The following is a 22,407-nucleotide window of genomic DNA, read 5'->3' on the forward strand; positions in this document are numbered from 1 at the left end:
CAGTTAAAAAGAAGCTCATCGTGATGATTTCGACAATCATACTATTTTTTGTATTACTGGCCGTGTTTTTACTTTCACGTCTTTCAGCTGCCACAGCAGAATTACAAATTCTTTATGAGAAAGATTACAACGCCGCTTCCATCATAGGGCAGGTGGATGGCTTACTGACGCGCATTGACATCAATACGCTCAGGATGATTGCAATCGGCGATCCTGCGTCTATTGCAATCTGGAAAAAACAGAATACGGATAACTTCACCGGCGTGGAAAATCTCTTGATTGAACTTAAGCCGATCGTTGATTCATCAATGCGTTCATCCTATGACAGCCTTATTTCGTCCTATGCAATGATGAGAAAAGGGATGGAACACCAGGTTGTATCAATTGAGAAAGGGGATCTGGCCGGGGCAAGGGCAATAAATAAAGAAGAAGTGAAACCCTATGCCGATACCACATTTCACGAGCTGGTGACGTTGAAAACGTCTCAAGACAAACTTGCCAGTGAAAAAGTCAGCAATCAAAAAAATACAGCGGCGGCGACAAAGATGATTTCATTTGTCACCGTTGCGTTGGTGGCGATGGTTTCGATCATGCTGGGTGGATTGCTGTTGCGCAGCTTGCTTCAACAACTGGGTGGGGAGCCGTTGGAAGCGATGCGGGAAGTTAATCTGATGGCGAAAGGCGATCTGTCACATCACATTGAGCTGAAATATCAAAACCAGATGAGCCTGCTCGCTCAGTTAAAAGATATGCAGTCATCGCTGTCGGCGTTGGTTACCAATGTGCGCAGTAATGCGGAAAACCTGGCGACAGCCAGCATGCAAATATCGCAGGGAAATCAGGATCTGAGCCAGCGTACCGAGGAGCAGGCCAGTGCATTACAACAAACGTCTGCTACGATGGAAGAGCTGGGTGTGACCGTGAGTAATAATGCCGAGAATGCCCGTCAGGCGAATTATCTGGCATCCGGCGCATCAGAACTGGCCACCAAAGGTGGTCAGATAGTCGACCGCGTGATAGCGACCATGAAGGGTATTAATCACAGCTCGAAAAAAATATCCGATATTATCAATATGATTGACAGTATCGCTTTCCAGACTAATATACTGGCGCTCAATGCTGCGGTAGAGTCGGCACGCGCCGGTGAGCAGGGGCGTGGATTTGCCGTAGTGGCTTCAGAAGTGCGCAATCTGGCCCAGCGAAGCGCGAATGCCGCTAAAGAGATTAACGCGTTGATTACCGATAGCGTAGTGCAGGTGGAGCAAGGTTCATTACTGGTCGATGAGACCGGTGAAACGATGGTACAGATTATCTCCGCTATTCAGCAGGTCACAAATATCGTGTCAGAAATCAGCATTTCCAGCGTTGAGCAAAGCTCTGGCGTTAAGCAGGTAGGCCAGGCTATAACGCAGATTGACACCGTTACGCAGCGTAATGCTGCTTTGGTTGAAGAGAGTGCTGCGGCCGCAGACAATCTTAAAAACCAGGCGCATAAGCTGGTTGAAACGGTTGCGTTGTTCTAGGTTATGCGAAGCGCGAGCTAAAGGCTTTATTTGAGCGGGCCAGAAACAATAGCGGTCAGCCGGATCTGAACGCTTTCTTCACTTCATCGCATTTTGCCGGACAGTCAGTTCGGCAAAATGGCGAGCATTGATCTCTTGGCAATGTTACCAGCCATGCTTAACCACTCCAGCATTATGACTGAACGAGCCTCGTTGATGAAATGTTCTGAAGAGCTTTTCAATGAACATGATTTCGATGCACAGGGTCAAATCATTGACCGCCAGCGGCGGTTAATGAATGGAATTGATCATCAGCTTTCAACAAAGATCGTTAAAGAGCAGACAAGGTCAGGAAATCTGGCCGTGGATGCACAGTTTTGGCTGGTCATCCGTATGATACTACTGCCGTCATCCCTTTAATGCGCCATCAGATAATGTGGTACCCAAAGCCTGCTGCAGTCTGTTGCACCAGTTTGCCACCGCGGTTTGCAGGATCACATCAAAAATAACCTGAGGCGATAAACCAGCATCATTTAACGGTTTTATGTGAGCAGCACTGAAACGTTCGGGCGATCGGGTGAGTTGAGCAGCAGCTTGAATAACTGCCTGTCCTGATTGCGTCGCCACCTTCAGCGCGTGCGCCACGCTTTTTCGCAGCGCATCACCCAGGCTTTTATCATCAAAGTGCTGTAAGCAGGCGGCACTACCGTTAATTCTTGCAACAACCGCCGCGGCCAGCGCCCCTTCCGATGTCGCGCCGTTTTCCTGAAGTCGATTAATTAGCATCCCCCAGCCTTGCAGCGCGGATGCATCATGTGCAAGTAGCCATGCGCAGTCATTTAACATCGGCTGTGGCTGGCACCAGGTCAACACCTCAAGCTGGCTGGCTGAAGCATAGCGCAGCTCGACAGGGGGCAAAAGGGGGCGCCACGGCGCTGTATCGGCAAAACATTCCGCCGCCGCATCTTCTCGTTCGGGAAAGCCCGGTATCCAACGTGCCGGCAGGGATAGAAGGGCGTGTATTCCCGCCATCACGCGTGCCTGATAGCTGATAAAGCCAATCAACTGGCTGTAAGTAATAATATCCGGTGTGGTCAGTCCGACATCATCAAGACGGCGCAATGCAAGTGGGGTGATTAAGTCGGGCTGGCTGGCAAGTTGACGTGCATATTCCGTCATTTGAGTCAAACGATGATTACTTTCCCTTGATGAGTCCAGGCTGGTAAGAGGGTTAAGCCGCGCGGCATAGTGATTACAAAGGCGCTGAACGCCGGCAACCTGTGCCACCGTTAATGCTGCACTCAGCCTGTCATACAGCGTCAGTGTATGCGTCATCGAATTAGTTATTTTCTGGGGAAACAATAGATGATAAAAATCACGCGAGGCCTGTAGCAGAGGTTGTAGGCAATCGAGCATATTTTTTAGCTCCGCAGAGCAGAGTGCGTCTATGCCAGGAAGAAAATGATCCTCAACCTCTGCGGCTTCAGGAACCAGTGCGGCAGAGGGTACCCGAAGCGTGCATTGCGTTTCATGATACCAGTGGCTGTAGCCGGAAAAACGGCGCTGTTCCATGATAATTCCTTGTCAGCGAGGATAGGCTATCCTTACCCAGGCAACGTGTTGGCACAAAATAACGTTGAGTGCTAATCAATTACGGAAAAGCATAACACCCACAGATCAACCCGGGTAGTCACGGCACCTGGCATCTGCCGTCAGCACCTCACCGAAATGGCTGTTAATTAACCGCCGGGTCAGGTCATGTAAAGGGCTGGAGAGCACCCCTGCCGTACTGCCTCTCTCTACCACTTCGCCCTGATGCATGACCAGCAGCTGGTCACTGATATGTTTCATCATCCCGAGATGTTGAGTAACATAGATATAAGCGATGCCATGTTTGTCCTGTAGCTCAAGCATCAAATTAACCAGCTGTGAACGCATTGACATATCCAGCGAAGCTAGTGCTTCGTCGGCCACAATGACTCGGGGTTGCAGAATGAGCGCCCGCGCCAGCCCGACGCGCTGCTTCTGTCCGGGAGCCAGCATGTGCGGGTAATAACTGGCATGGTCGTGACGCAGGCCTACCTGGCGCAGTGTAGCAATAATCCGTTTTTCACGCGCCACCGGTGACAAATCGGTATTGAGTCGCAGGGGGAAATCGAGGGTCTGACTGATGCGCTGACGTGGATTAAGGGCAGTGGAAGAGTCCTGGAAAATCATTCGAATATGCTGGCTACGATAGCCGTAGTCGCCATATTCCAGTGGATGATCGTCAATGACAATATCTCCTGACGTGGGGGCCACCATACCACTGAGCATTTTTGCCAGCGTGGATTTGCCCGATCCATTTTCGCCAATGATTGCCAACGTTTGCCGTTCACGAAGCATAAAACTTACCTCTTTGACGGCTTCAACATGTTGTCGACGGAACAGTCCGGTGCGATAACGATAGGTTTTGCTCAGATTACGCACTTCCAGCAGCGTTTCAATCATCACTGACTCTCCAGGTTAAGTGGGAAGTGGCAGGCAAAAATATGCATTTTGGTTCCGGTCAGACGGGGCCGTTCAATGCAGGTTTTTTGTGCGTAGGGACAGCGAGGTCCCAGGCGACAGCCCATTGGCAAGTGCTCCAGTGAAGGAATCGCACCGGGAAGTGTGTTCAGTTGGCTTTTATGGGGGAGCGGGCGACCAAAATCCAGCATGGCGCGAATCAGTGCCTGCGTGTAAGGATGATGTGGGGCAGCGATCAGCTCCTCACTGGGTGCGGTCTCCACCGTTTGTCCGCAGTACATCACATTGATGCGGTCGGCCCATTTGGCCAGCATCTGCAAATCGTGGCTGATCAGCAAAATGGTGGTGTTGTTGTTTTGATTCAGTCGTGTCAGCAGGCGGAATATCTGCGCCTGGGTGGTGGGTTCCATTGCATTAGTGGGTTCGTCGGCAATCAGCAGGCGCGGCTGGTTGGCAAGTGCGATAGCAATCATGACTTTCTGGCATTCCCCTTCCGTTAGCTCGTAGGGGAAGCTGCTCATGGTGTTTTTATGATCTTTGATGCCAACGCGATGCAGCAGATCGATGGCCCGACGACGACGCCAGCGAAAGCGCTGATACCAACGCCCTTTCCAGGTCCAGCCTGGAATCGCCTGCATCAACTGGCGACCAATATTTGCTGAAGGGTCGAGGCAGGATTGCGGCTCCTGAAAAATCATTGATACGTTATGCCCAACCAGCTTGCGCCGTTCACGAGGCGTAAGGCGGAGTAAATCAATATCATCAAACCGCATGCGGTCAGCGGTAACGAGCCAGTTATCCTTGGTCACGCCGCATATGGTTTTGGCGATAAGGCTTTTCCCGGAGCCGGACTCGCCAACCAGCCCGCGTATTTCACCTTCGCTCAGAGTCATGTTGACCCGATCGACCGCCTTCACCGGGCCTTCAGCGGTCATAAATTCAATGGTCAAATTACGGATATCGAGCAGCGGCATTTATTCCACTCCCGCAACGATAGCGCGACGGATGCCATCGCCTAACAGATTAACAATCAGCACGCTCAACATAATAGCCGCGCCTGGCAGCATCACAGTCCAGGGCGCGACATAGATCAGCTCAAGCGCATCCCCTAACATCGTCCCCCATTCAGGCGACGGTAGCTGTGCGCCCAGATCGAGGAAACCTAATGCGGCAATATCAAGAATGGCGATGGATAAGGCACGGGTGAACTCACTTACCAGCAGCGCCAGAATATTGGGAAAAACAGCATGGCGCAGAATGTTCCCGCTGCTGGCACCGTCCAGCCTGGCGGCTACCACGTAATCTTTTTCCAGCTCGTCATGAACGGCACTATAAACAGCTCGCACCAGGCGTGGAATTATTGACAGAAAAATCGCCAGAAGGGCATGTGCCAGCGTTGGGCCGAGAAAGGCCACTACAATAATCGCCAGCAGCAGTGAAGGAATGGAAAGTAGGGTATCGAGAATATGGTTCATCACCGCTGAACGCAGACCGCGCGTGAGTCCGGCAAAAATGCCCAGTACCGTGGCAAACAAAGCAGCAACCAGCGTGACCAGTATGGCCGAACCCACAGTTGGCGCTGCACCACTCAGTAATCTGCTGAGTAGATCATGACCAAGATCGTCAGTGCCTAAGAAGAACGAGACTTCACCGTAGCGCGACCAGGAAGGAGGCAACAGCTGAAACCCCATAAACTGTTGATCCAGACTGTATGGTGCCAGCATACGACCAAAAAGACAGATGAAAATTAGCGCGATAAAAGCATAAAAACCCACCATCGCGGCAGTATCGCGGTAGAAAAGCCGCCAGGTACGGCGAAACGGGCTGGGAAGCCGTTTTTCGGCGTAAATATTAACGGAGGGCATACAGCACCGTTTTATTGTTATCGGATTTGCATGAGTTTAATTGAATTTTTCCATCTATTTCAATGAATTGTTTCATGACATTGCTTTGACCTGTTTTACTACAATTTACCTGTCGCTTCCAGTTTAATGATTTTGTGTACACATGCGTTCACCGACATCAAACGAAGAAAATCCCCCAGGCAGGCAGTTGAAAGAATGTCTGGTGCACAGGATCTGAACGCCAGGCTCACTGGCACTATTACATTCATTTATCGCTACCGATGAGAAAATAAACCAGCATGACACAGGTGATTGTCCTTCGTTAACACTGCTTCAGGCAAAGGAACGCGCCAGCGATTTAGACGGTGGATTTTTAAAAGCCATGATCCGCGCCGTCAGCCGATTTCTAAAAGAAAGCAAAAATATCGTAAAAAATGTTTTTAACTGCTGGGAAACTTACTATGGCAAACCGGAAGAGTTGATTAAATTACCACAAAACAGGCGTAAAGATGAGGATCATATTAAACCTGCCCCTGGCCAAATGACAACGATGAGCCGCGTACTCGAAGCAGGTCGGCGGCAGAGTTCGGCGTTTTACTCGTATACCGCTTGCAGTGTGCCACTTTCGGGTACGTATCCACGAACGTCTGCGGGCAGATACGGCCCACACCGTTTAGATCGCCAGCACAGAAGGTGTCCTGCGACCCGGGATAGCCCGGGTGAGCGGTCTCGATTTCGCCGCTGGCCTCATCATCATGCGCCTTTTTCTCCAGCGCGGCGATTGGGGCACCGGTAAGCACGATACCTTCTCTGGCGAGCTTTTCCTCAGGTGCCTTCAGGCGTTTACGGAAGTTCTCCAGGTCGTGTCGTTGCCATATGGCGCGCACGCCGCTGCCGGAGGTAAACACGCCTTTTTTACGCAGCTCATCACTGGTCCGGTGCTGCCCGGGGGCCGGGAACTCAACGGCGTACTCAACAACCCAACAACCGCGCGTTCAGTGGCTTCGTCGGCGCGGTTCGTCAGGTTGGGACCCCGGCGGTTCTGGTTAACCAGCGCGTCAATGCCGCCTTCAGCAGCCAGTTCCTGATAACGGTAGAAGGTGTCGCGTGACACGCCCGTGCTCTTGCAGGCTGTTGAGACGTTACCGGGCTCTTCGGCGAGCTTGAGCAGGCCGGCGTTGTGTTTGATGATGGGATTGTGAGTATGGAGCATGATGGGATTGTGAGTATGGAGCATGAGAGTTACCTCGCGTTAGAGCCAGTACATAGATTTGTGTCATTGCCTGATTTTGATATGTTCAATCCAGCATCAAAAGCAGGTTAATTTATGGACGAAAAACAGTCGCAGGCCCTGGCTAACGAACTGGCCAAAAATCTCAAAACCCCTGACGATATCAGTCAGTTTGAGCGCCTGCTGAAAAAAATCAGTGTCGGGGCGGCGCTCAACGCCGAAATGACCCGTCACCCCGGCGACGATAAAAATCAGCCAGAACCGGCGACCAACGCCCGCAACGGCCACACCCAAAAGACGGTTATCACCGGCGATGGACCGCCGGAGCTGCGTACACCGCGCGATCGTGATGGCTCCTTTGAACCACAACGGGTGAAGAAAAACCAGACCCGGAGCACCGGGTAGATAACCCGATCTTATCGTTGTACGCCAAAGGGATGACCACCCGCGAGATAGCGGTCGCGTTCAAAGAGCTGTATGACGCCGATGTCTCGCCAGCGCGGGTCTCAAAGGTAGCTGATGCCGTCATGGAGCAGATCACCGGATGGCAAAACCGGCCACTGGATGCCGTTTGTCCCATCGTTTACCCTGACTGTATCGTCCTGAAGGTCCGGCAGGACAGTCGCGTCATCAATAAATCCGTGTTCCTTGCCCCGGGTATCAACATCGAAGGCCAGAAAGAACTGCCGGGTATGTGGCTGGCCGAAAACGAGGGCGCGAAGTTCTGGCTCCATGTGCTGACCGAATTAAAAAATCGCGGCCTGAACGATATCCTCATCGCCTGTGTTGATGGTCTGAAGGGCTTCCCGGACGCTATCAACGCAGTGTATCCGCAGGCCCGCGTCCAGCTGTGCGTCGTGCATATGGTGCGCAACAGTCTGCGGTTCGTCTCCTGGGAGGGCTACAAAGCCGTCACCCGCGGCCTGAAAGCCATCTGTCAGGCCACCACGGAAGAAGCAGGCGCGGGAAGCGTTCACCGGCACCCGGGACAGCCGCTACCCGCAGATAAGCCGGAGCTGGCAGGCAAACCGGGCCAGCCTGTTGACGTTCTTCGCTTACCCGGCAGACATCCGCAAGACGCTCGACACGACCAGCGCCATCGAGCCGCTGAACAGCGTGATCCGGGATGCCATCAAGAAACGGAAGGTGTTCCCGACTGACGACGCAGTGAAAAAGGAGGTGTGGCTGGCAATCCAGGCCGCATCACAGAAATGGAGGATGCCACTGAGGGACTGGCGTATGGCGATGAGCCGTTTTATTATCGGGTTCGGTGACCGCCCGGACGGTCACTACTGAGAAAAGGCATTTACACAGAATCGTGTACAGGGTCATGAGAAAGGACAAAGAAACTCTAAGAGTTGCTTGAACAGAAACAGACTCGTGCGGCTGTCTTAAAGGTCAAACCTTTCGGAACACTCCGGCAAAGCCGGGGAAGCGGTGAATTTAATGACGGCCAGCCGTATTATTTCTCATCCTCAGATATCAGAAACGCCAGGTAGCTGAAAGATTACCTATGATCGAGTCATAGCCAGAATGAAACAATTCGCTTTCAATCCCGATGCCCAATTCGACATCAGTGTTGATTTTATAGCTCATTCCAGCCTTAACACCCAGAGTGTCACGTCCAGTCACCTGATTCCTGGAACTAAACCCTGTGCTGCGATAGTGGGCGAAAGAAGCTTGTTGCACTACATTGCCATCCAGCAGTTCATGATCCCAGGTAAGCTGCAACTCCGCTGCGATCGACGCTCCTGAAGCGAGCGGCACATTCCAGTTGCCATTCACCCCGATACTTGATCGCAGAGTATTGAAGGTCTCTGAACCTAGCACCAGTCGGCTGCCGTCATTGCCATTTTCCTTCACGCCAGGGCGATGTAATATGGTGTAATTTAATGAAGTTATCGGTCCGGCGTTTACATTATCATTCAGCGCCCACCGATAGCCCCCGCCAGCCGTAACAGAGCCTGACAATCCGGTCCAGGTGGCATGGTGGCTTGCTTCGTAAGTTTCTACATGAATGTTTCTATCAAGCCAGCTTTCTTCAATACCAAATCGGCCAGTGCCGAATAAATACATGCCTTCGGACCTTTCAGCGCCGTAACGAGCATGAATACCCAGATCGAAAGCAGTGGTTTTCCCGGTCGCGGTTTCTGGTGATTTCACTGTCACCGACTGGCCGCTGACCGCACCATGAAAGCCATAAATCCAGTTGTGATTCTGATCGTTTTGTTTTTCGGCACCGAATACCATACCATAACTGCTGGCTTCGTACCCTACACTGTCCCCCTGGCGCTGTTGCCAGAAGCCGCCGCCAAAGGGTATGGCAAAGCTGCGCCATTCGCCTTCCACCAGTTGTTTCGGCATAACCACAGGATCAGGCCCGCCAATGATCCGCGTTATCTGCTGTTCACGGTGAAGGGAACTTGCGAACATGGCGCTGTAGGCTCCCGCAGAAAGTTGCGGCAAGGCATTGCTGATACTCCCGCCATCAGTGGCTGAGAAATCCAGAGTACGGTACAGCGGTTGTATATCCGAATTAGCTTCTGCCACAATTTTATCCAGCGCTTGCCCCACCTGCAGCGCATTATCGTCCTGCGCATACTGGCTGTACGCGTTGGAAGCGCGCCGTATCGAGAGCTGCCAGCTGTTCTCTCCCTGATGCATTGTCTGCAGCGTTAGCGTGGGTGAGCGGAGCAAGCTGTTCACCGTACTGAATTCGCCGCTGTACGAATCCGTTTTTAGCAAATCTTGCGAATCCAGCCGCCAGTTTGCCGTATACCAGTCCGGCTGCGGCACAAACGTCAGTTGACCGCTGAATTGTGCGTGACCATCCACTCGTAGAGTATCATGCCTGCCGCGCCCGTCGACTTCTAACAACAACTGCCCGGTATCCGTCTGTTGATAAGCGCCTGATATATTGATTTGCCCAAGTGAATTACCTGGCGCGAGGATCCCGCTATTTACAAAGCGGCCTTCCTCGTTCAGGGTGTAGCTGCCGTTGCCGGATAGTATGGCACCCGGCGCGATAGTCATGCTGTAAATCTGAAAATCGCCATTAAGCGAGGTTTTCCCTCCGTGCGCGTTCAGTACCAGATTATTGATACCTTCAATGTTTCCACGGTAAGTAAAGCTGAAATCAGAATCAGCAGCTTCCGTCGCCTGCCCATACGCATTGGCCTTCCGACCGAAGGTAAGCTGTGTCAACCGCTGTTGGCCGTAGGCATCTCGCTGGGCATAGTCCGCGTAAATATCACCTTCCAGCCGGGCACCATTTAATATATTTATATTACTGACCAGCGCATTTGGCGAAATATAAATCGCCGCGCCTTTACCGGCAACGCGTCCGCTAATGTCGGCATTATCTACCAGGGCTCCCTGTAACTCGGGTAATAATGCCTCGTTATACCCGTCTACGATATGGAGCCAGGATCCACGATAATCCACTTCGTTACCCAGGAGGTTATTGCCAAAATTAAAGCTGATAGCGACGCCATTAGCTCCTAACGCCTGAATGTCGCCACGTTGAATAAGGTTATGCTGTTTACCATAGGAAAACATCACCCCACGGCCATTGAGACCATCGGCGTAAACCCGTGTTCCGGGTTCGATGCTCAGGGTGTTATTTTGCCCATCAATGCGGACACCCGCGCCGCCAGCCCCTTGTGTCAACAGATCCGCTTGCTGAAAGATATGGTTATTGCTGCCATACACATGCAGGCCAACCCCCAGCGTTGCGGTGTTATATTGCCCTGCCAGGTAGCCATCCCCCTGCTGATTACGCAGAAAATAACCATTACGGTTAATAAGCGTTTGCCCATTGCCATATAGCGAAAAACCGAAAAAGTTACGTCGGTCAATCTGATACCCCATGTCCTGCAGCAACGCCAGCCCCGCTTCCATAAAAGTTGTGTAATTGCGGTAGTTCTGGTGGCTCATCATGCTGTTCTTCAGCTCGATATGGCTCATGTAGTTATCATCGACCGAACCGTCATCCCCTAACATTTTCACCGGCACGCCAGGCATGGTGCCTGCAAGCACTTCATCTACGTGCCTGCCAGTGAAATAGCCTTTATCGAGCCGTACATCAAAGCCTTGTGGATCCCATGGGTTATTGCATCCATTACACAGTATTACTTGCCCTGGTCGCGCAGGATTACCACGATTGTCGCGCAAATGGCTGGTCCAGGAACCAAAAGGCTCGGTATTAAAAGTGGGTGTGAATGTGCCACTTCCTTGCAGATCGGTAACCATATTGGATATTCCCAGACCATGGGCCAGCTCATGAACAGCGACGCTGACCAGATCAGTCTTTCCTGTACGCGGCAATTGCGCAGGCACATAGGGAACGTCGTCAAAATCCATTTTGCCCATGATGAACTGGGCATGAGAGCCGAAGGTCAACTCTCCGGTATCAATGCTGTTCAGCGCTCCCTGCAACTGCGTCAGACTTATGATGCTATCGGTAACTGAATCGCTGGAACCTTCGGCATTCTCGTCATTAAACGTCCCCACATTGATAATGGCGGGCAATTGCCCTGGTCTGGGAGTGATAACTTCAGCCCAGTAACGCATGGCATCGAGTATTTTTTCTTTCTGTTGCTGACCCAAATCCCAGGTTGACTCATAAGCTCCCGGCCAGTCCGGCATAAAGGGGCCGTCGCCAACATTAAAGAAACGCACTTGAAACACAGCAATATTTTGTGGGTTATAGACCAGATAGCTTTCTCCTGCATACGAATTATTACTGGCTAATAAACCAATTAATGCAGTCGTCATAAAAAACCTTTTCATATCAACCATCCTTGTGTGAAAAAGTAATCTTCTACGTCCGTCAATATAAGTTCACACCTGAACTCAATAAATCATAAAAAATATAATAATTATCGATATGACTTGATAATTTATAACAACAGGTGTCTTTGCTCTGCGATAGCCTCATCTTCCATTATTTTATAAACGATCGGGTACTGTTGCAAAGATTGCTGCGCTGATAAACTTTGCTGATATTTTCATCAGTAACGCTACCCATGATCGTATTTAAAGGCCGACATTTCAGTCGTGACATTATTCTGTGGGCGGTACGCGGGTACTGCAAATACGGCATCAGCTACTGTGAAAGCGGCATATCGTTTTCCCGGGAAGATTTTAAATAACGTGAAAGGCTGGCAGGTCCCCCGTCTCATCAACATAGATAAGGCTCCCACTTATGGCCGGGCGCTGGCGTGACTGAAACGGGCCGCCCGATGTTGAACACCGACAGATTAAGAGCCTGAATAACGTCATTGAATGTGATCACGGAAAGCTGAGAAGGATAATCAGCGCCATGTCAGGATTTAAATCCATGAAGACAGCCTGTGCTACAATCAAAGGGATTGAAGTGATGTGTGCGCTACGTAAAGGTCAGGCCGGGTCATTTTATTGTGGGCATCCCCCGGGCGAGATGCGTCTGGTGAGAAGGGTGTTTGAAATATAACACTTTTCAATAATGCCAAAGGTTACCTCATCACGAACTTTGCAACAGAGCCGACACAACTAATACCAGGAAGAAGTATTAGTGCGATCTTTTCAATGGCTGAGACACTGGGAGTGCAAAGTGTTCGTTTCTGGCGGGAGGTGGAACTCGATATACTTAAAGCGGACTATCCCCGGATGGGAATGTTGGTAACTGCGCGTCTGCCTGGAAGGAATGCAATGTCAGTTAAAATAATGGCGAGAAGGCTGGGGATGAAGAAGTCCCGCAGTAGTGAAGCTGATTTTCGTCCCGGGAGTGATGAGGATGGAGTCTTCTGGAAAAGAATATGCATCTTAGTGTGACTGAACAGAAGGCAACGCTGTTTCGGACTCGAAATCGAAAAATCCATTAACTACATAAATATTGTTGATAATTTTCATAATTACCTGTTTTATACTAACCTTTACACCATCAATTTATAGATATCAAGAAAATAAAAGTCAATTTCATTCAATTAGTTACGTAAAAATCTTCTATGAACTGCACTGAGCAACAAGAATGTTTAACCTGAATGCCTGCAACCTTCCCCTTATCCTGTTCAATAGATTGGCTTCATTAAATACGGTAAGGTAAGGTTATGGATAAGACACCCGCCAGATAAGTAAAGCCATCAGGAATATCATGATTAAAGCTGAGATTGAAAAAGCGGTGCAGGCCTGGTTCTGCATGGACAACTATGGACAACTATAGCGTGCTCCATGGCCTGACGGTTGAACAGCTTTTTACCCGGATGGACAACCGGGTTGTGGCCTGGCGGATGATGAAACTCTGGGATGAAATCGGTGACCTGCTCCATGACGGCATCAGCTACCTTTGAGACCCGCGCTGGCGAGACATCGGCGTCATACAGCTCTTTGAACGCGACCGCTATCTCGCGGGTGGTCATCCCTTTGGCGTACAACGATAAGATCGGGTTATCTACCCGGTGCTCCGGGTCTGGTTTTTCTTCACCCGTTGTGGTTCAAAGGAGCCATCACGATCGCGCGGTGTACGCAGCTCCGGCGGTCCATCGCCGGTGATAACCGTCTTTTGGGTGTGGCCGTTGCGGGCGTTGGTCGCCGGTTCTGGCTGATTTTTATCGTCGCCGGGGTGACGGGTCATTTCGGCGTTGAGCGCCGCCCCGACACTGATTTTTTTCAGCAGGCGCTCAAACTGACTGATATCGTCAGGGGTTTTGAGATTTTTGGCCAGTTCGTTAGCCAGGGCCTGCGACTGTTTTTCGTCCATAAATTAACCTGCTTTTGATGCTGGATTGAACATATCAAAATCAGGCAATGACACAAATCTATGTACTGGCTCAACATATTTGCGCATTACTGCGTGAACTTGTTAAGCATTCTCCCGGCGATTTTGGTTATCAGCGTTCCCGCTGGAATACCGAACTGCTGGCGATAAAAATCTGTGATTTCACCGGTTGTCCTCTACATGCCTCAACCATCCGGCGGTGGTTATCTGCGGCCGGACTCGTATGGCGCAGGGCCGCGCCAACACTCTGTATCCGCGACCCGCAACAAAGAAGAAAAAATGGCAGCGATTAATGTGGCATTAGCCAGTTGTCGCGCTGAACACCCAGTGTTTTACGAAGATGAGGTGGATATCCATCTCAATCCCAAAATCGGTGCGGACTGGCAGTTGCGCGGGCAGCAAAAGCGCGTGGTTACGCCGGGACAGAATGAAAAATACTGTCTGACCGGAGCGTTACACAGTCGCACGGAAAAAGTCAGCTACATTGGTGTAAGCAGTAAAAGTTACTACTTATTTATCCGTGTCTTAGTGCATATGAAGGCGACATGCCGGCGGGTAAAAACGATTACGCTCATTGTCGATAACCACATCATTCACAAAAGCCGTGAAACATTGCGCTGGCTGAAAGCAAACCCAAAGTTCAGGGTGATTTATCAGCCGGGTTACTCCGCGCGGGTCAGTCATGTGGAACGGTTGTGGCAGGCGCTTCATGAGGCACAATAACCCGAAATCATCAGTGCCGTTCAATGTGGCAACTGCTGAAAAAGATTCGTCACTTTATGGATACCGTCAGCCCATTCCCTAATGCTGGTCACTTAAGGTGACCAGCAACCTTTTTATCCGGATATTTCCTGCTCTTTACCCTCAACTCTCTCGGGTAACTTCGCTCTCTTCTACCCGGTAACACAAGCCATTTCGCCTGTTCATACAGGGTTCTCAGTTCTCCCGGCATTTTTCCCGGCGAAGCCCAGGGCAGGGTTATCAGCATCCGGATTATTTCGCTTATCGCTCCACTGAAGCTCAGCTGGTAAGGCAGGTAATCTCCTTTCAGATGGAACGCCATCTGCACCATCTGATATCGCACCAGGTTATAAGCCAGCAGTACCCCCCATAGCTCCTGTCTCACCAGCTCCGGCAGGCGACTGCGTAATGTCCACCGGCTGTCCAGCATACCCTGCTTTGCTTCCCGGTAGCCCAGTTCTGTTTCCCAGCGGTGGCGATATAGCTCGCTGATATCTTTACCCGGATAGCGATTCGGGTCTGTCAGTGACGTCAGCACCTGCCTCTCTTTACCGTCTACCCTGCGGGTCAGCAGTCTTGCCACCATTTCTTCCGGGACCCCTGGCCATTGCTTCCTGGCTCGTGGACTGGTTTTCAGGCATATCAGTTCATCTCCACGCCCCAAACGGCGAACCACCTGATACTGTACGTGTTTTTTCAACGGCAACAACCAGTGACGGTGTTCTCCTGCTGTCTGCCAGTGATGAAGCAGACCCATCGAATAAAATCCCTTATCGAACAGGGTGATACTGTTATTCGGGGTTTTCTCCGTCAGGTGTTCAGCCAGCCGCATTTCACTGACTTTTTCACTGTCGAATGCACTGGCGGCGATCAGATGGCTGCTCAGCTCCATCAGACAAACCATTCGCACCTGAGGATAGCCGCCTTCGCCGTACTGGCTGCTGTGTTTACTGAAGACGGCTCTGTTTTCCGGCGTATCGGCGGTACGCCAGACCACGCCGTCGACAGCAAACAGATTCAGACCGTGCCATTTTGGATGTGCAGCCTGCTGATTCCAGTGCTGCTGTGTGATATCAAAAAGCTCCCGCACTGCATTTTCACCCAGAGTCTTACGGCGCTGAATGACAGCGCTGCGTGCGGTAAAAGGAGCTCCGGTCCGGTCAGTAATATCCATCAGATTGACGATTTCGGTCATCGGATGATCGCAAAAAATGGACATCCCAACGACAAGCCAAATCATGGATTCGAGGGAAAGTTTACGTTTACGCAAAGTAACGGTATCGGTCAGGGTGAGCGCCTGCTGAATAAGCTCGGGAGGAATAAGGTCGGCGAGACTACGGGCGCGCTCAGGAGTGGCGGCATTGATGATGCCGAGGGCCTGGGAAAGTTCCATTTAAAAAGGGTTCCATGATGAACATAGAACCCTTTTTACCGCATAAACCGGATCGGTCAACCGATCCTTAAATGATCGGCATTAGCCCATTCCCCGGTGGAAAACATGGGCTGGCTAAAGTGTAGCGATATTAGGATCAGTTAGTTAGTACCCCTGCTTTTGTTCAACGCCAGTTGCGGAAAGGGCCGGGAAATAGCATTCATGCTGCGCGATCGTTTCGTTTGTTTTTTGTAACAAACTGGCCTTATCGATTACTTCAGTCTGATTCATATCATTCCTCTCTGATAATTGTTGCCAACTGCGATCCTGCTACGTTTATGCTAAACCAAACCTCAATTTGTATGAAGTTCGTCTGGCTGCGGCCTTTTTTTGCCTGCTATGGCACAAACGGCTGGCAGGTGCTAATTAAGTTGCGTATCAGATTTTATCAGGTAGAGTGTGGGCGTTTCGGGTTCCGGATGTAAAACTGTCATTACGCCTTGTGGATACACTGTGCTGCTGTTTAAAAAAAGTTTTTTCAATCAATAAATTAGCCTGTTGACTGGCAGGAGCTTAAATGCAAAATACAGCAGGAATGAAAAAGGCAGTCTCGGCGATGATTTTGTAAATGCGTCGGTTTTCTTTGCTAAACGGCACATTTTACTCTCCGATCTTTCAATCAGGTAAAGGTAAATATGGGTAAAGCTCTCGTAATAGTTGAGTCCCCGGCAAAAGCCAAAACGATCAATAAATATCTGGGAAATGACTACGTGGTGAAATCCAGCGTCGGTCATATTCGGGATTTGCCGACCAGTGGTTCAACGGTTAAAAAGAGCACTGACTCTACAACCAGTAAAACGACTAAAAAAGTTAAGAAAGATGAGAAAGCGGCACTGGTTAGCCGCATGGGCGTTGACCCCTACAATGGCTGGGACGCTAACTATCAGATTCTGCCCGGGAAAGAGAAAGTGGTCTCGGAGCTTAAGGCATTGGCGGAAAATGCTGACCATATCTATCTCGCCACCGATCTTGACCGCGAAGGGGAAGCTATTGCATGGCATTTGCGGGAAGTCATCGGCGGTGATGATTCACGCTTCAGCCGGGTGGTCTTTAATGAAATTACCAAAAATGCGATTCGCCAGGCGTTTGACAAACCAGGTGAGTTGAATATCAGTCGGGTCAATGCCCAGCAGGCGCGTCGGTTTATGGACCGCGTGGTGGGTTATATGGTTTCTCCGCTGCTCTGGAAGAAAATCGCCCGAGGGTTATCTGCGGGTCGTGTGCAGTCGGTTGCTGTCCGTCTGGTTGTTGAGCGTGAACATGAAATCAAGGCTTTTGTCCCGGAAGAATATTGGGAGCTACATGCCAACCTGAACACGCCTCGGGGTAACGATCTTTTGATGGAGGTTACCCATCACCATGACAGTCCTTTTAAACCCGTTAACAGTGAACAGACTCAGGCCGCGGTCAGCCTTCTGGAAAATGCCTTGTATCGGGTTGCTGAACGTGAAGATAAGCCAACCAGTAGCAAGCCAGGAGCACCGTTTATTACCTCAACGTTGCAACAGGCTGCCAGTACCCGTTTAGGTTATGGGGTGAAGAAAACCATGATGATGGCCCAGCGTCTTTACGAAGCTGGACATATCACTTATATGCGTACTGACTCGACGAACATCAGTCAGGATGCGCTCAGTATGGTTCGTGATTATATTGATAACGCATTTGGTACTCAGTATTTACCGAAAGATCCCAATGTGTATGCCAGCAAAGATAACTCACAGGAAGCGCACGAAGCTATCCGCCCTTCTGATGTTGACGTACTGTCTGAGCAGCTTAAAGACATGGAAGCGGATGCCCAAAAACTTTACCAGCTGATCTGGCGGCAATTTGTCGCCTGTCAGATGGTGCCAGCTAAATATGATGCAACCACCTTGACCGTTAATGCTGGTGATTTCAAACTTAAAGCCAGGGGGCGCACCCTTCGTTTTGACGGCTGGACCAGGGTCATGCCAGCGTTGAGAAAAGGAGATGAAGACCGTTCCCTGCCACTCATTGAGGTGGGGGAAGCGTTGACTTTGCTGCAACTGAAACCCAGTCAGCATTTTACCAAACCTCCGGCCCGGTTTAGCGAGGCATCGCTGGTCCGTGAGCTTGAAAAACGGGGGATTGGGCGACCTTCCACCTACGCGTCCATTATCTCGACCATTCAGGATCGCGGCTATGTCCGGGTTGACAGCCGTCGTTTTTATGCCGAAAAGATGGGAGAGATTGTCACCAATCGCCTCGAGGAAAACTTTCGTGAGCTAATGAACTACGATTTCACTGCGCATATGGAAAATAATCTCGATCTGGTGGCCAATAATGAAGCCCAGTGGAAAAGTGTGCTGGATACCTTTTTCACCGATTTTAGCCAGCAGCTGGAAAAAGCCGATAAGGATCCGGAAGAGGGCGGTATGCAGCCTAATCAAATGATCCTCACCTCGATTGACTGTCCTACCTGCGGACGGAAAATGGGAATTCGTACTGCCAGCACGGGCGTGTTTCTTGGCTGTTCCGGCTATGCGTTACCTCCAAAAGAGCGCTGTAAACAAACCATCAATCTTATTCCTGAAAATGAAGTGCTTAATGTGCTCGAGGGAGAAGATGCAGAGACTAATGCGCTTCGTGCTCGTCGTCGCTGTGGGAAATGTGGTACGGCGATGGACAGTTATCTGATTGATAATCAGAGCAAGCTTCACGTTTGCGGTAACAATCCAGGTTGTGATGGTTACGAGATTGAACAGGGCGAATTTCGTATCAAAGGCTATGACGGTCCAATTGTAGAGTGCGAAAAGTGCGGTTCTGAGATGCACCTGAAAATGGGGCGTTTTGGAAAATACATGGCTTGCATCAATGACGAATGTAAAAACACACGTAAGATTCTGCGTAATGGTGACATTGCTCCACCCAAAGAGGATCCAGTTCCGCTGCCAGAACTAGCATGTGAAAAGTCCGATGCTCATTTTGTGTTGCGTGACGGCGCTGCTGGTGTCTTTCTGGCTGCCAGCACCTTTCCTAAATCCCGGGAAACGCGTGCTCCTCTGGTTGAAGAACTGCTTCGTTTTCGCGAACGCCTGCCTGAAAAACTACGTTATCTTGCTGATGCGCCTGTCGCCGACGATCAGGGCAACAAAACTGTCGTTCGATACAGTCGCAAAACCAAGCAGCAATATGTCAGTACGGATAAGGACGGAAAAGCAACAGGATGGTCTGCTTTCTATGTTGATGGTAAATGGCAGATAACCAGTAAAACCGCTGCAAAAAAATAATCGTTATGGCCAGACTGTGCTGGCCATAACTTTTTGTACTTTTCTCTGCTTCACATCATTCCTGGTTTTGATATATTTGTTATAGAAATAACTTTTCTTATTATCAAATCGCATTAATCTGACATCCCCTTAAATCTCATGCTGTTGTGCTCTGCATCTGACAGTAAAGCGAGGGAGCGTGGCTTAAAACCTTTAGATGGAATCAACATGAAATTGCAACAGCTGCGTTACATTGTTGAGGTAGTTAATCACAACCTCAATGTCTCATCGACGGCCGAAGGACTTTATACTTCCCAACCGGGTATCAGCAAACAGGTGCGTATGTTGGAAGATGAACTTGGCATTCAGATTTTTGCCCGAAGCGGAAAGCATCTGACGCAAGTTACTCCAGCGGGACAGGAAATTATCCGCATCGCTCGCGAAGTGCTTTCTAAAGTGGATGCTATAAAATCAGTCGCCGGGGAACATACCTGGCCTGATAAAGGTTCTCTCTATGTTGCCACAACCCATACACAGGCCCGCTACGCACTACCTGGCGTAATCAAAGGTTTCATTGAACGTTATCCACGAGTTTCTCTGCATATGCATCAGGGATCGCCAACCCAGATTGCGGAAGCCGTATCAAAGGGGAATGCGGATTTTGCTATTGCCACTGAGGCGCTCCATTTATACGACGATTTAATTATGCTGCCTTGCTATCACTGGAACAGATCTATTGTGGTCACGCCGGATCACCCTTTGGCATCAAAAGAAAAAGTCTCAATAGAGGAGCTTGCCGAGTTTCCTTTAGTCACTTATACCTTTGGTTTTACGGGCCGCTCAGAACTCGATACTGCGTTTAACCGGGCAGGGCTGACGCCCAGAATTGTCTTTACTGCTACTGACGCTGATGTGATTAAAACATACGTTCGTTTGGGTTTGGGGGTAGGGGTCATTGCCAGCATGGCGGTTGATCCAGTGTCTGACCCTGATTTGGTCAGAATTGAAGCAACGGATGTTTTCAGCTTTAGCACTACAAAAATAGGCTTTCGTCGCAGCACGTTTCTACGCAGCTATATGTATGACTTCATACAACGCTTTGCTCCCCATTTGACCCGCGATGTGGTTGATACTGCAGTGGGATTACGATCCAACGACGATATTGAAGCCATGTTTAAAGACATTAAGCTACCCGCAAAATAAATAACCATGCCGGATTTTAGGTCGTGATGCAGACTTGCTGATCACGTATGTTTTGCGCTTTGGATGTAACATATGGCTAAAGTTGATGTCGTCTGCCCTCAGTGCAATGAAACTCATGCTGTACGATGTAACGGACATTCAGCATCCGGTGCCCAACGTTACATCTGCAAGCATTGTTCAAAGACCTTTCAGCTCAATTTTAGCTACTCCGGTGCCAAACCAGACACACACCAGACCATTGTTAATATGGCCATGAATGGTTACGGATGTCGCGATACCGCACGGGTTCTCGGTATCAGCCTCAATACGGTTCTGCGACACGTAAAAAAATTTCGCCAAAGCAGGTAGCTGAGAATATCGACCCCGAAACGGAGGTTGTTATCTGCTGTGAAGCCGGTGAACAATGGTCTTACGTGCGGTGTAAAAGCAATCCCCGGTGGTTGTTCTATGCTTATGACCGTATCCGCAAACGTGCTCTGGCCCATGTCTTCGGCCCGAGAAATGCCCCGACCCTGCGACGATTGCTGGCCCTGTTAAGCAAATTTAACATTGCCTTTTATATGACAGATGCCTGGCCGGTTTATAAAGTTCTGTTAAGTGCAACAGGCCACGTGGTGAGCAAGAAATATACCCAACGGACAGAACGACATAATCTTAATCTTCGCACACATATCAAACGACTGACCCGCAGAACAATTTGCTTTTCGAAGTCAGAGGAAATGCACGATAAGATCATCGGTTGGTATCTTACTCTTCATCATTATCAATAAATCTGCGTCACGACCGGATTTTATGTTATTCATCCGGCCACTCTGGTAAAGACTGGTCTGGTTTATAAATTCGGGTAACAAATTTTTATTATTAAAACCCGTATTGCAGGTTTTTTCTTTTTTATTCCTTAAATGAGAAACAGTGCACACTTTTGAATGCGTGCTTTTGCAGTATACCAGGAGTATTCTTATAATTCTATTATAAGAATACATGAAAAGTATCTTTCTAAAGAGTTTTAAACAAGATGATAGTTATTAGTTAAATCAGCTAATTTAGTTGAAATACAGATTTTAGTTACGTTCTGATAAGTTTAGCTCGTTTTTAATTTAATAAAATTGATTGGTTTTGATAAATGTCCTTAATCGTTTAGTTCAATAAAAATAACTGGATTTGATATTAAAAAATGCTTAGGATTCATCCTAGATTCTGATTGACCTGGTCAATCCTTCCCAACGAGAGTGATTATTGATAACTATGACTACCAGACTATCTGTAGAACCCAACTTTGGACATGAAATCGTTCCGGTTCAGCGTAAAAAAAACCTGAAACGCAAAGCGTGGATGGCAGTTTTCGCTGTTTCAGTACTGTTCTGGCTGTCTGTTGCGCTGATGGTTTGGCACATGTGGGGAAAATAATGCAGCTTGAGACGTTTAATCAGAAACCACAGCTGCAAACTAAAGTTAAGCAGCGCTTTTATAAGAGTAATGATGCTGAAGTCGTTAAGATTCCTGATTCGTGGAATCTTAACGAACTTCAGCTCAGTTTTATTGATTCGATCATAGATAAAAAAAGTAAATCGCAGAGTTAAGCATCAGGTATATTGTTTGCCACTGTTACACTCTCTTATTTCTTTGACTCCGTTTATCAAAATGTAAATTACATTTTGAATGTCAAAAGTCTTCATGGCAATGTTGTTTGTGTAGAACCTGCAAAGAAATGTAAATTTGACTTATTTTAATTACATTAAATAATTTTTATATTTAGCTGAATTTGATACTTAACGTCAATAATTGCTTCATTTCCCATAGCGCAGTTTTCCATCGCAATTCTCTCTGATTATGCATAAAGTTTGCATAGCTCACCAGCTTTTATGAAAACGCATCCACTGCCATTAACAGTGAGCGTTTTTTTAATCAAAGATCCCTGCACCTGTAAGTATCCCCGCTCTAACTTCCGGGTTTCCAGCTATC

14 protein-coding genes and 6 pseudogenes are annotated in these 22,407 nt (G+C 49.2%); 11 read left to right on the forward strand and 9 right to left on the reverse strand.

Features of this window, described 5'->3' with window-relative positions:
- Positions 1-23: 23 nt before the first annotated feature.
- Together LU633_RS12440 and LU633_RS12445 are read left to right on the forward strand one after the other, a co-directional pair.
- Positions 24-1,523: a methyl-accepting chemotaxis protein gene (locus tag LU633_RS12440; RefSeq protein WP_016192554.1), complete on the forward strand. Its 1,500-nt coding sequence runs from the start codon at positions 24-26 to the stop codon at positions 1,521-1,523.
- Between the two features lie 117 nt (positions 1,524-1,640).
- Positions 1,641-1,922 carry a hypothetical protein gene (locus LU633_RS12445; protein ID WP_016192555.1) on the forward strand — a complete coding sequence of 94 codons (282 nt, stop codon included), beginning with the start codon at positions 1,641-1,643 and terminating at the stop codon, positions 1,920-1,922.
- Here LU633_RS12445 and LU633_RS12450 read toward each other — a convergent pair.
- The 5 genes and pseudogenes from LU633_RS12450 to LU633_RS12470 form a co-directional block, all read right to left on the reverse strand.
- Positions 1,911-3,074, reverse strand: a complete 1,164-nt coding sequence (locus LU633_RS12450; RefSeq protein WP_016192556.1) for a CMD domain-containing protein — start codon at positions 3,072-3,074, stop codon at positions 1,911-1,913. The two genes, LU633_RS12445 and LU633_RS12450, sit on opposite strands and share 12 nt — an antisense overlap.
- Before the next feature lie 105 nt (positions 3,075-3,179).
- On the reverse strand, positions 3,180-3,992 hold the full coding sequence (sapF, locus tag LU633_RS12455; protein ID WP_016192557.1) for a putrescine export ABC transporter ATP-binding protein SapF: 813 nt from the start codon (positions 3,990-3,992) through the stop codon (positions 3,180-3,182).
- Positions 3,992-4,984 (reverse strand): putrescine export ABC transporter ATP-binding protein SapD, encoded by a 993-nt coding sequence (gene sapD, locus LU633_RS12460; RefSeq protein WP_016192558.1) that lies wholly within the window; start codon positions 4,982-4,984, stop codon positions 3,992-3,994. Before sapD ends, sapF begins: the two co-directional genes overlap by 1 nt.
- Positions 4,985-5,875 (reverse strand): putrescine export ABC transporter permease SapC, encoded by an 891-nt coding sequence (sapC, locus tag LU633_RS12465; RefSeq protein WP_016192559.1) that lies wholly within the window; start codon positions 5,873-5,875, stop codon positions 4,985-4,987. It abuts the gene before it with no gap.
- Positions 5,876-6,420: 545 nt separating this feature from the next.
- Positions 6,421-7,067 (reverse strand): annotated as a pseudogene (locus LU633_RS12470) (helix-turn-helix domain-containing protein); the annotation flags it as partial.
- 114 nt (positions 7,068-7,181) lie between these two features.
- On the opposite strand from LU633_RS12470, the pseudogene LU633_RS12475 reads away from it, so the two are divergent.
- Positions 7,182-8,381, forward strand: a pseudogene (locus LU633_RS12475) (IS256 family transposase).
- Between the two features lie 186 nt (positions 8,382-8,567).
- On the opposite strand, the gene LU633_RS12480 reads toward LU633_RS12475, so the two are convergent.
- Complete coding sequence (locus tag LU633_RS12480) at positions 8,568-11,885, reverse strand: autotransporter outer membrane beta-barrel domain-containing protein (RefSeq protein WP_152664155.1); 3,318 nt, start codon at positions 11,883-11,885, stop codon at positions 8,568-8,570.
- Between the two features lie 227 nt (positions 11,886-12,112).
- Here LU633_RS12480 and LU633_RS12485 point away from each other — a divergent pair.
- From LU633_RS12485 to LU633_RS26495, 3 genes and pseudogenes are all read left to right on the forward strand, one after another.
- Positions 12,113-12,558, forward strand: a pseudogene (locus LU633_RS12485) (DDE-type integrase/transposase/recombinase).
- 95 nt (positions 12,559-12,653) lie between these two features.
- The gene (locus tag LU633_RS12490) at positions 12,654-12,899 is read left to right on the forward strand and encodes a hypothetical protein (protein ID WP_016192565.1); all 246 of its coding nucleotides are present in this window, start codon (positions 12,654-12,656) and stop codon (positions 12,897-12,899) included.
- Between the two features lie 319 nt (positions 12,900-13,218).
- A pseudogene (locus LU633_RS26495) lies at positions 13,219-13,357 on the forward strand (DUF6387 family protein); the annotation flags it as partial.
- Between the two features lie 15 nt (positions 13,358-13,372).
- Here LU633_RS26495 and LU633_RS12500 read toward each other — a convergent pair.
- Positions 13,373-13,824: pseudogene (locus LU633_RS12500) on the reverse strand (transposase); the annotation flags it as partial.
- A gap of 71 nt (positions 13,825-13,895) precedes the next feature.
- Between LU633_RS12500 and LU633_RS12505 the strand changes: the two are divergent.
- A pseudogene (locus tag LU633_RS12505) lies at positions 13,896-14,666 on the forward strand (IS630 family transposase); the annotation flags it as partial.
- Here the strand turns inward: LU633_RS12505 and LU633_RS12510 are convergent.
- Entirely contained in the window at positions 14,654-15,976 is a 1,323-nt protein-coding gene (locus LU633_RS12510; protein ID WP_046371868.1) for an IS4 family transposase, read from the reverse strand. The pseudogene LU633_RS12505 and the gene LU633_RS12510 sit on opposite strands and share 13 nt — an antisense overlap.
- Before the next feature lie 144 nt (positions 15,977-16,120).
- Positions 16,121-16,246 (reverse strand): DUF2498 family protein, encoded by a 126-nt coding sequence (locus LU633_RS12515; RefSeq protein WP_016192568.1) that lies wholly within the window; start codon positions 16,244-16,246, stop codon positions 16,121-16,123.
- 404 nt (positions 16,247-16,650) lie between these two features.
- Here LU633_RS12515 and topA point away from each other — a divergent pair, with 404 nt between their 5' ends.
- The 4 genes from topA (at position 16,651) to LU633_RS12535 (ending at position 21,852) form a co-directional block, all read left to right on the forward strand.
- On the forward strand, positions 16,651-19,263 hold the full coding sequence (gene topA, locus LU633_RS12520) for a type I DNA topoisomerase (RefSeq protein WP_016192569.1): 2,613 nt from the start codon (positions 16,651-16,653) through the stop codon (positions 19,261-19,263).
- A gap of 207 nt (positions 19,264-19,470) precedes the next feature.
- A complete protein-coding gene (cysB, locus tag LU633_RS12525; protein WP_016192570.1) occupies positions 19,471-20,445 on the forward strand; it encodes an HTH-type transcriptional regulator CysB in 975 nt (324 codons plus the stop codon).
- A gap of 72 nt (positions 20,446-20,517) precedes the next feature.
- Positions 20,518-21,215 (forward strand): IS1 family transposase gene (locus tag LU633_RS12530; RefSeq protein ID WP_233481912.1). Its coding sequence is split into 2 segments (ribosomal slippage): positions 20,518-20,767 and positions 20,767-21,215, totalling 699 coding nucleotides; the frame shifts between segments, so codons are not numbered across the junction.
- A 475-nt stretch (positions 21,216-21,690) separates the two neighbouring features.
- On the forward strand, positions 21,691-21,852 hold the full coding sequence (locus LU633_RS12535) for a YmiA family putative membrane protein (protein ID WP_016192571.1): 162 nt from the start codon (positions 21,691-21,693) through the stop codon (positions 21,850-21,852).
- Positions 21,853-22,407 lie beyond the last annotated feature (555 nt).

Source organism: Erwinia tracheiphila (assembly GCF_021365465.1).
Classification (GTDB): domain Bacteria; phylum Pseudomonadota; class Gammaproteobacteria; order Enterobacterales; family Enterobacteriaceae; genus Erwinia; species Erwinia tracheiphila.

Coding starts and splice junctions, on each gene's coding strand:
- sapD (WP_016192558.1), bottom strand. CDS start 4,984: ATGCCGCTGCTCGATATCCGTAATTTGACCATTGAATTTATGACCGCT.
- LU633_RS12450 (WP_016192556.1), bottom strand. CDS start 3,074: ATGGAACAGCGCCGTTTTTCCGGCTACAGCCACTGGTATCATGAAACG.
- LU633_RS12490 (WP_016192565.1), top strand. CDS start 12,654: ATGGCTGAGACACTGGGAGTGCAAAGTGTTCGTTTCTGGCGGGAGGTG.
- LU633_RS12510 (WP_046371868.1), bottom strand. CDS start 15,976: ATGGAACTTTCCCAGGCCCTCGGCATCATCAATGCCGCCACTCCTGAG.
- LU633_RS12535 (WP_016192571.1), top strand. CDS start 21,691: ATGACTACCAGACTATCTGTAGAACCCAACTTTGGACATGAAATCGTT.
- cysB (WP_016192570.1), top strand. CDS start 19,471: ATGAAATTGCAACAGCTGCGTTACATTGTTGAGGTAGTTAATCACAAC.
- sapC (WP_016192559.1), bottom strand. CDS start 5,875: ATGCCCTCCGTTAATATTTACGCCGAAAAACGGCTTCCCAGCCCGTTT.
- LU633_RS12445 (WP_016192555.1), top strand. CDS start 1,641: ATGGCGAGCATTGATCTCTTGGCAATGTTACCAGCCATGCTTAACCAC.
- LU633_RS12480 (WP_152664155.1), bottom strand. CDS start 11,885: ATGGTTGATATGAAAAGGTTTTTTATGACGACTGCATTAATTGGTTTA.
- topA (WP_016192569.1), top strand. CDS start 16,651: ATGGGTAAAGCTCTCGTAATAGTTGAGTCCCCGGCAAAAGCCAAAACG.
- LU633_RS12515 (WP_016192568.1), bottom strand. CDS start 16,246: ATGAATCAGACTGAAGTAATCGATAAGGCCAGTTTGTTACAAAAAACA.
- LU633_RS12440 (WP_016192554.1), top strand. CDS start 24: ATGATTTCGACAATCATACTATTTTTTGTATTACTGGCCGTGTTTTTA.
- sapF (WP_016192557.1), bottom strand. CDS start 3,992: ATGATTGAAACGCTGCTGGAAGTGCGTAATCTGAGCAAAACCTATCGT.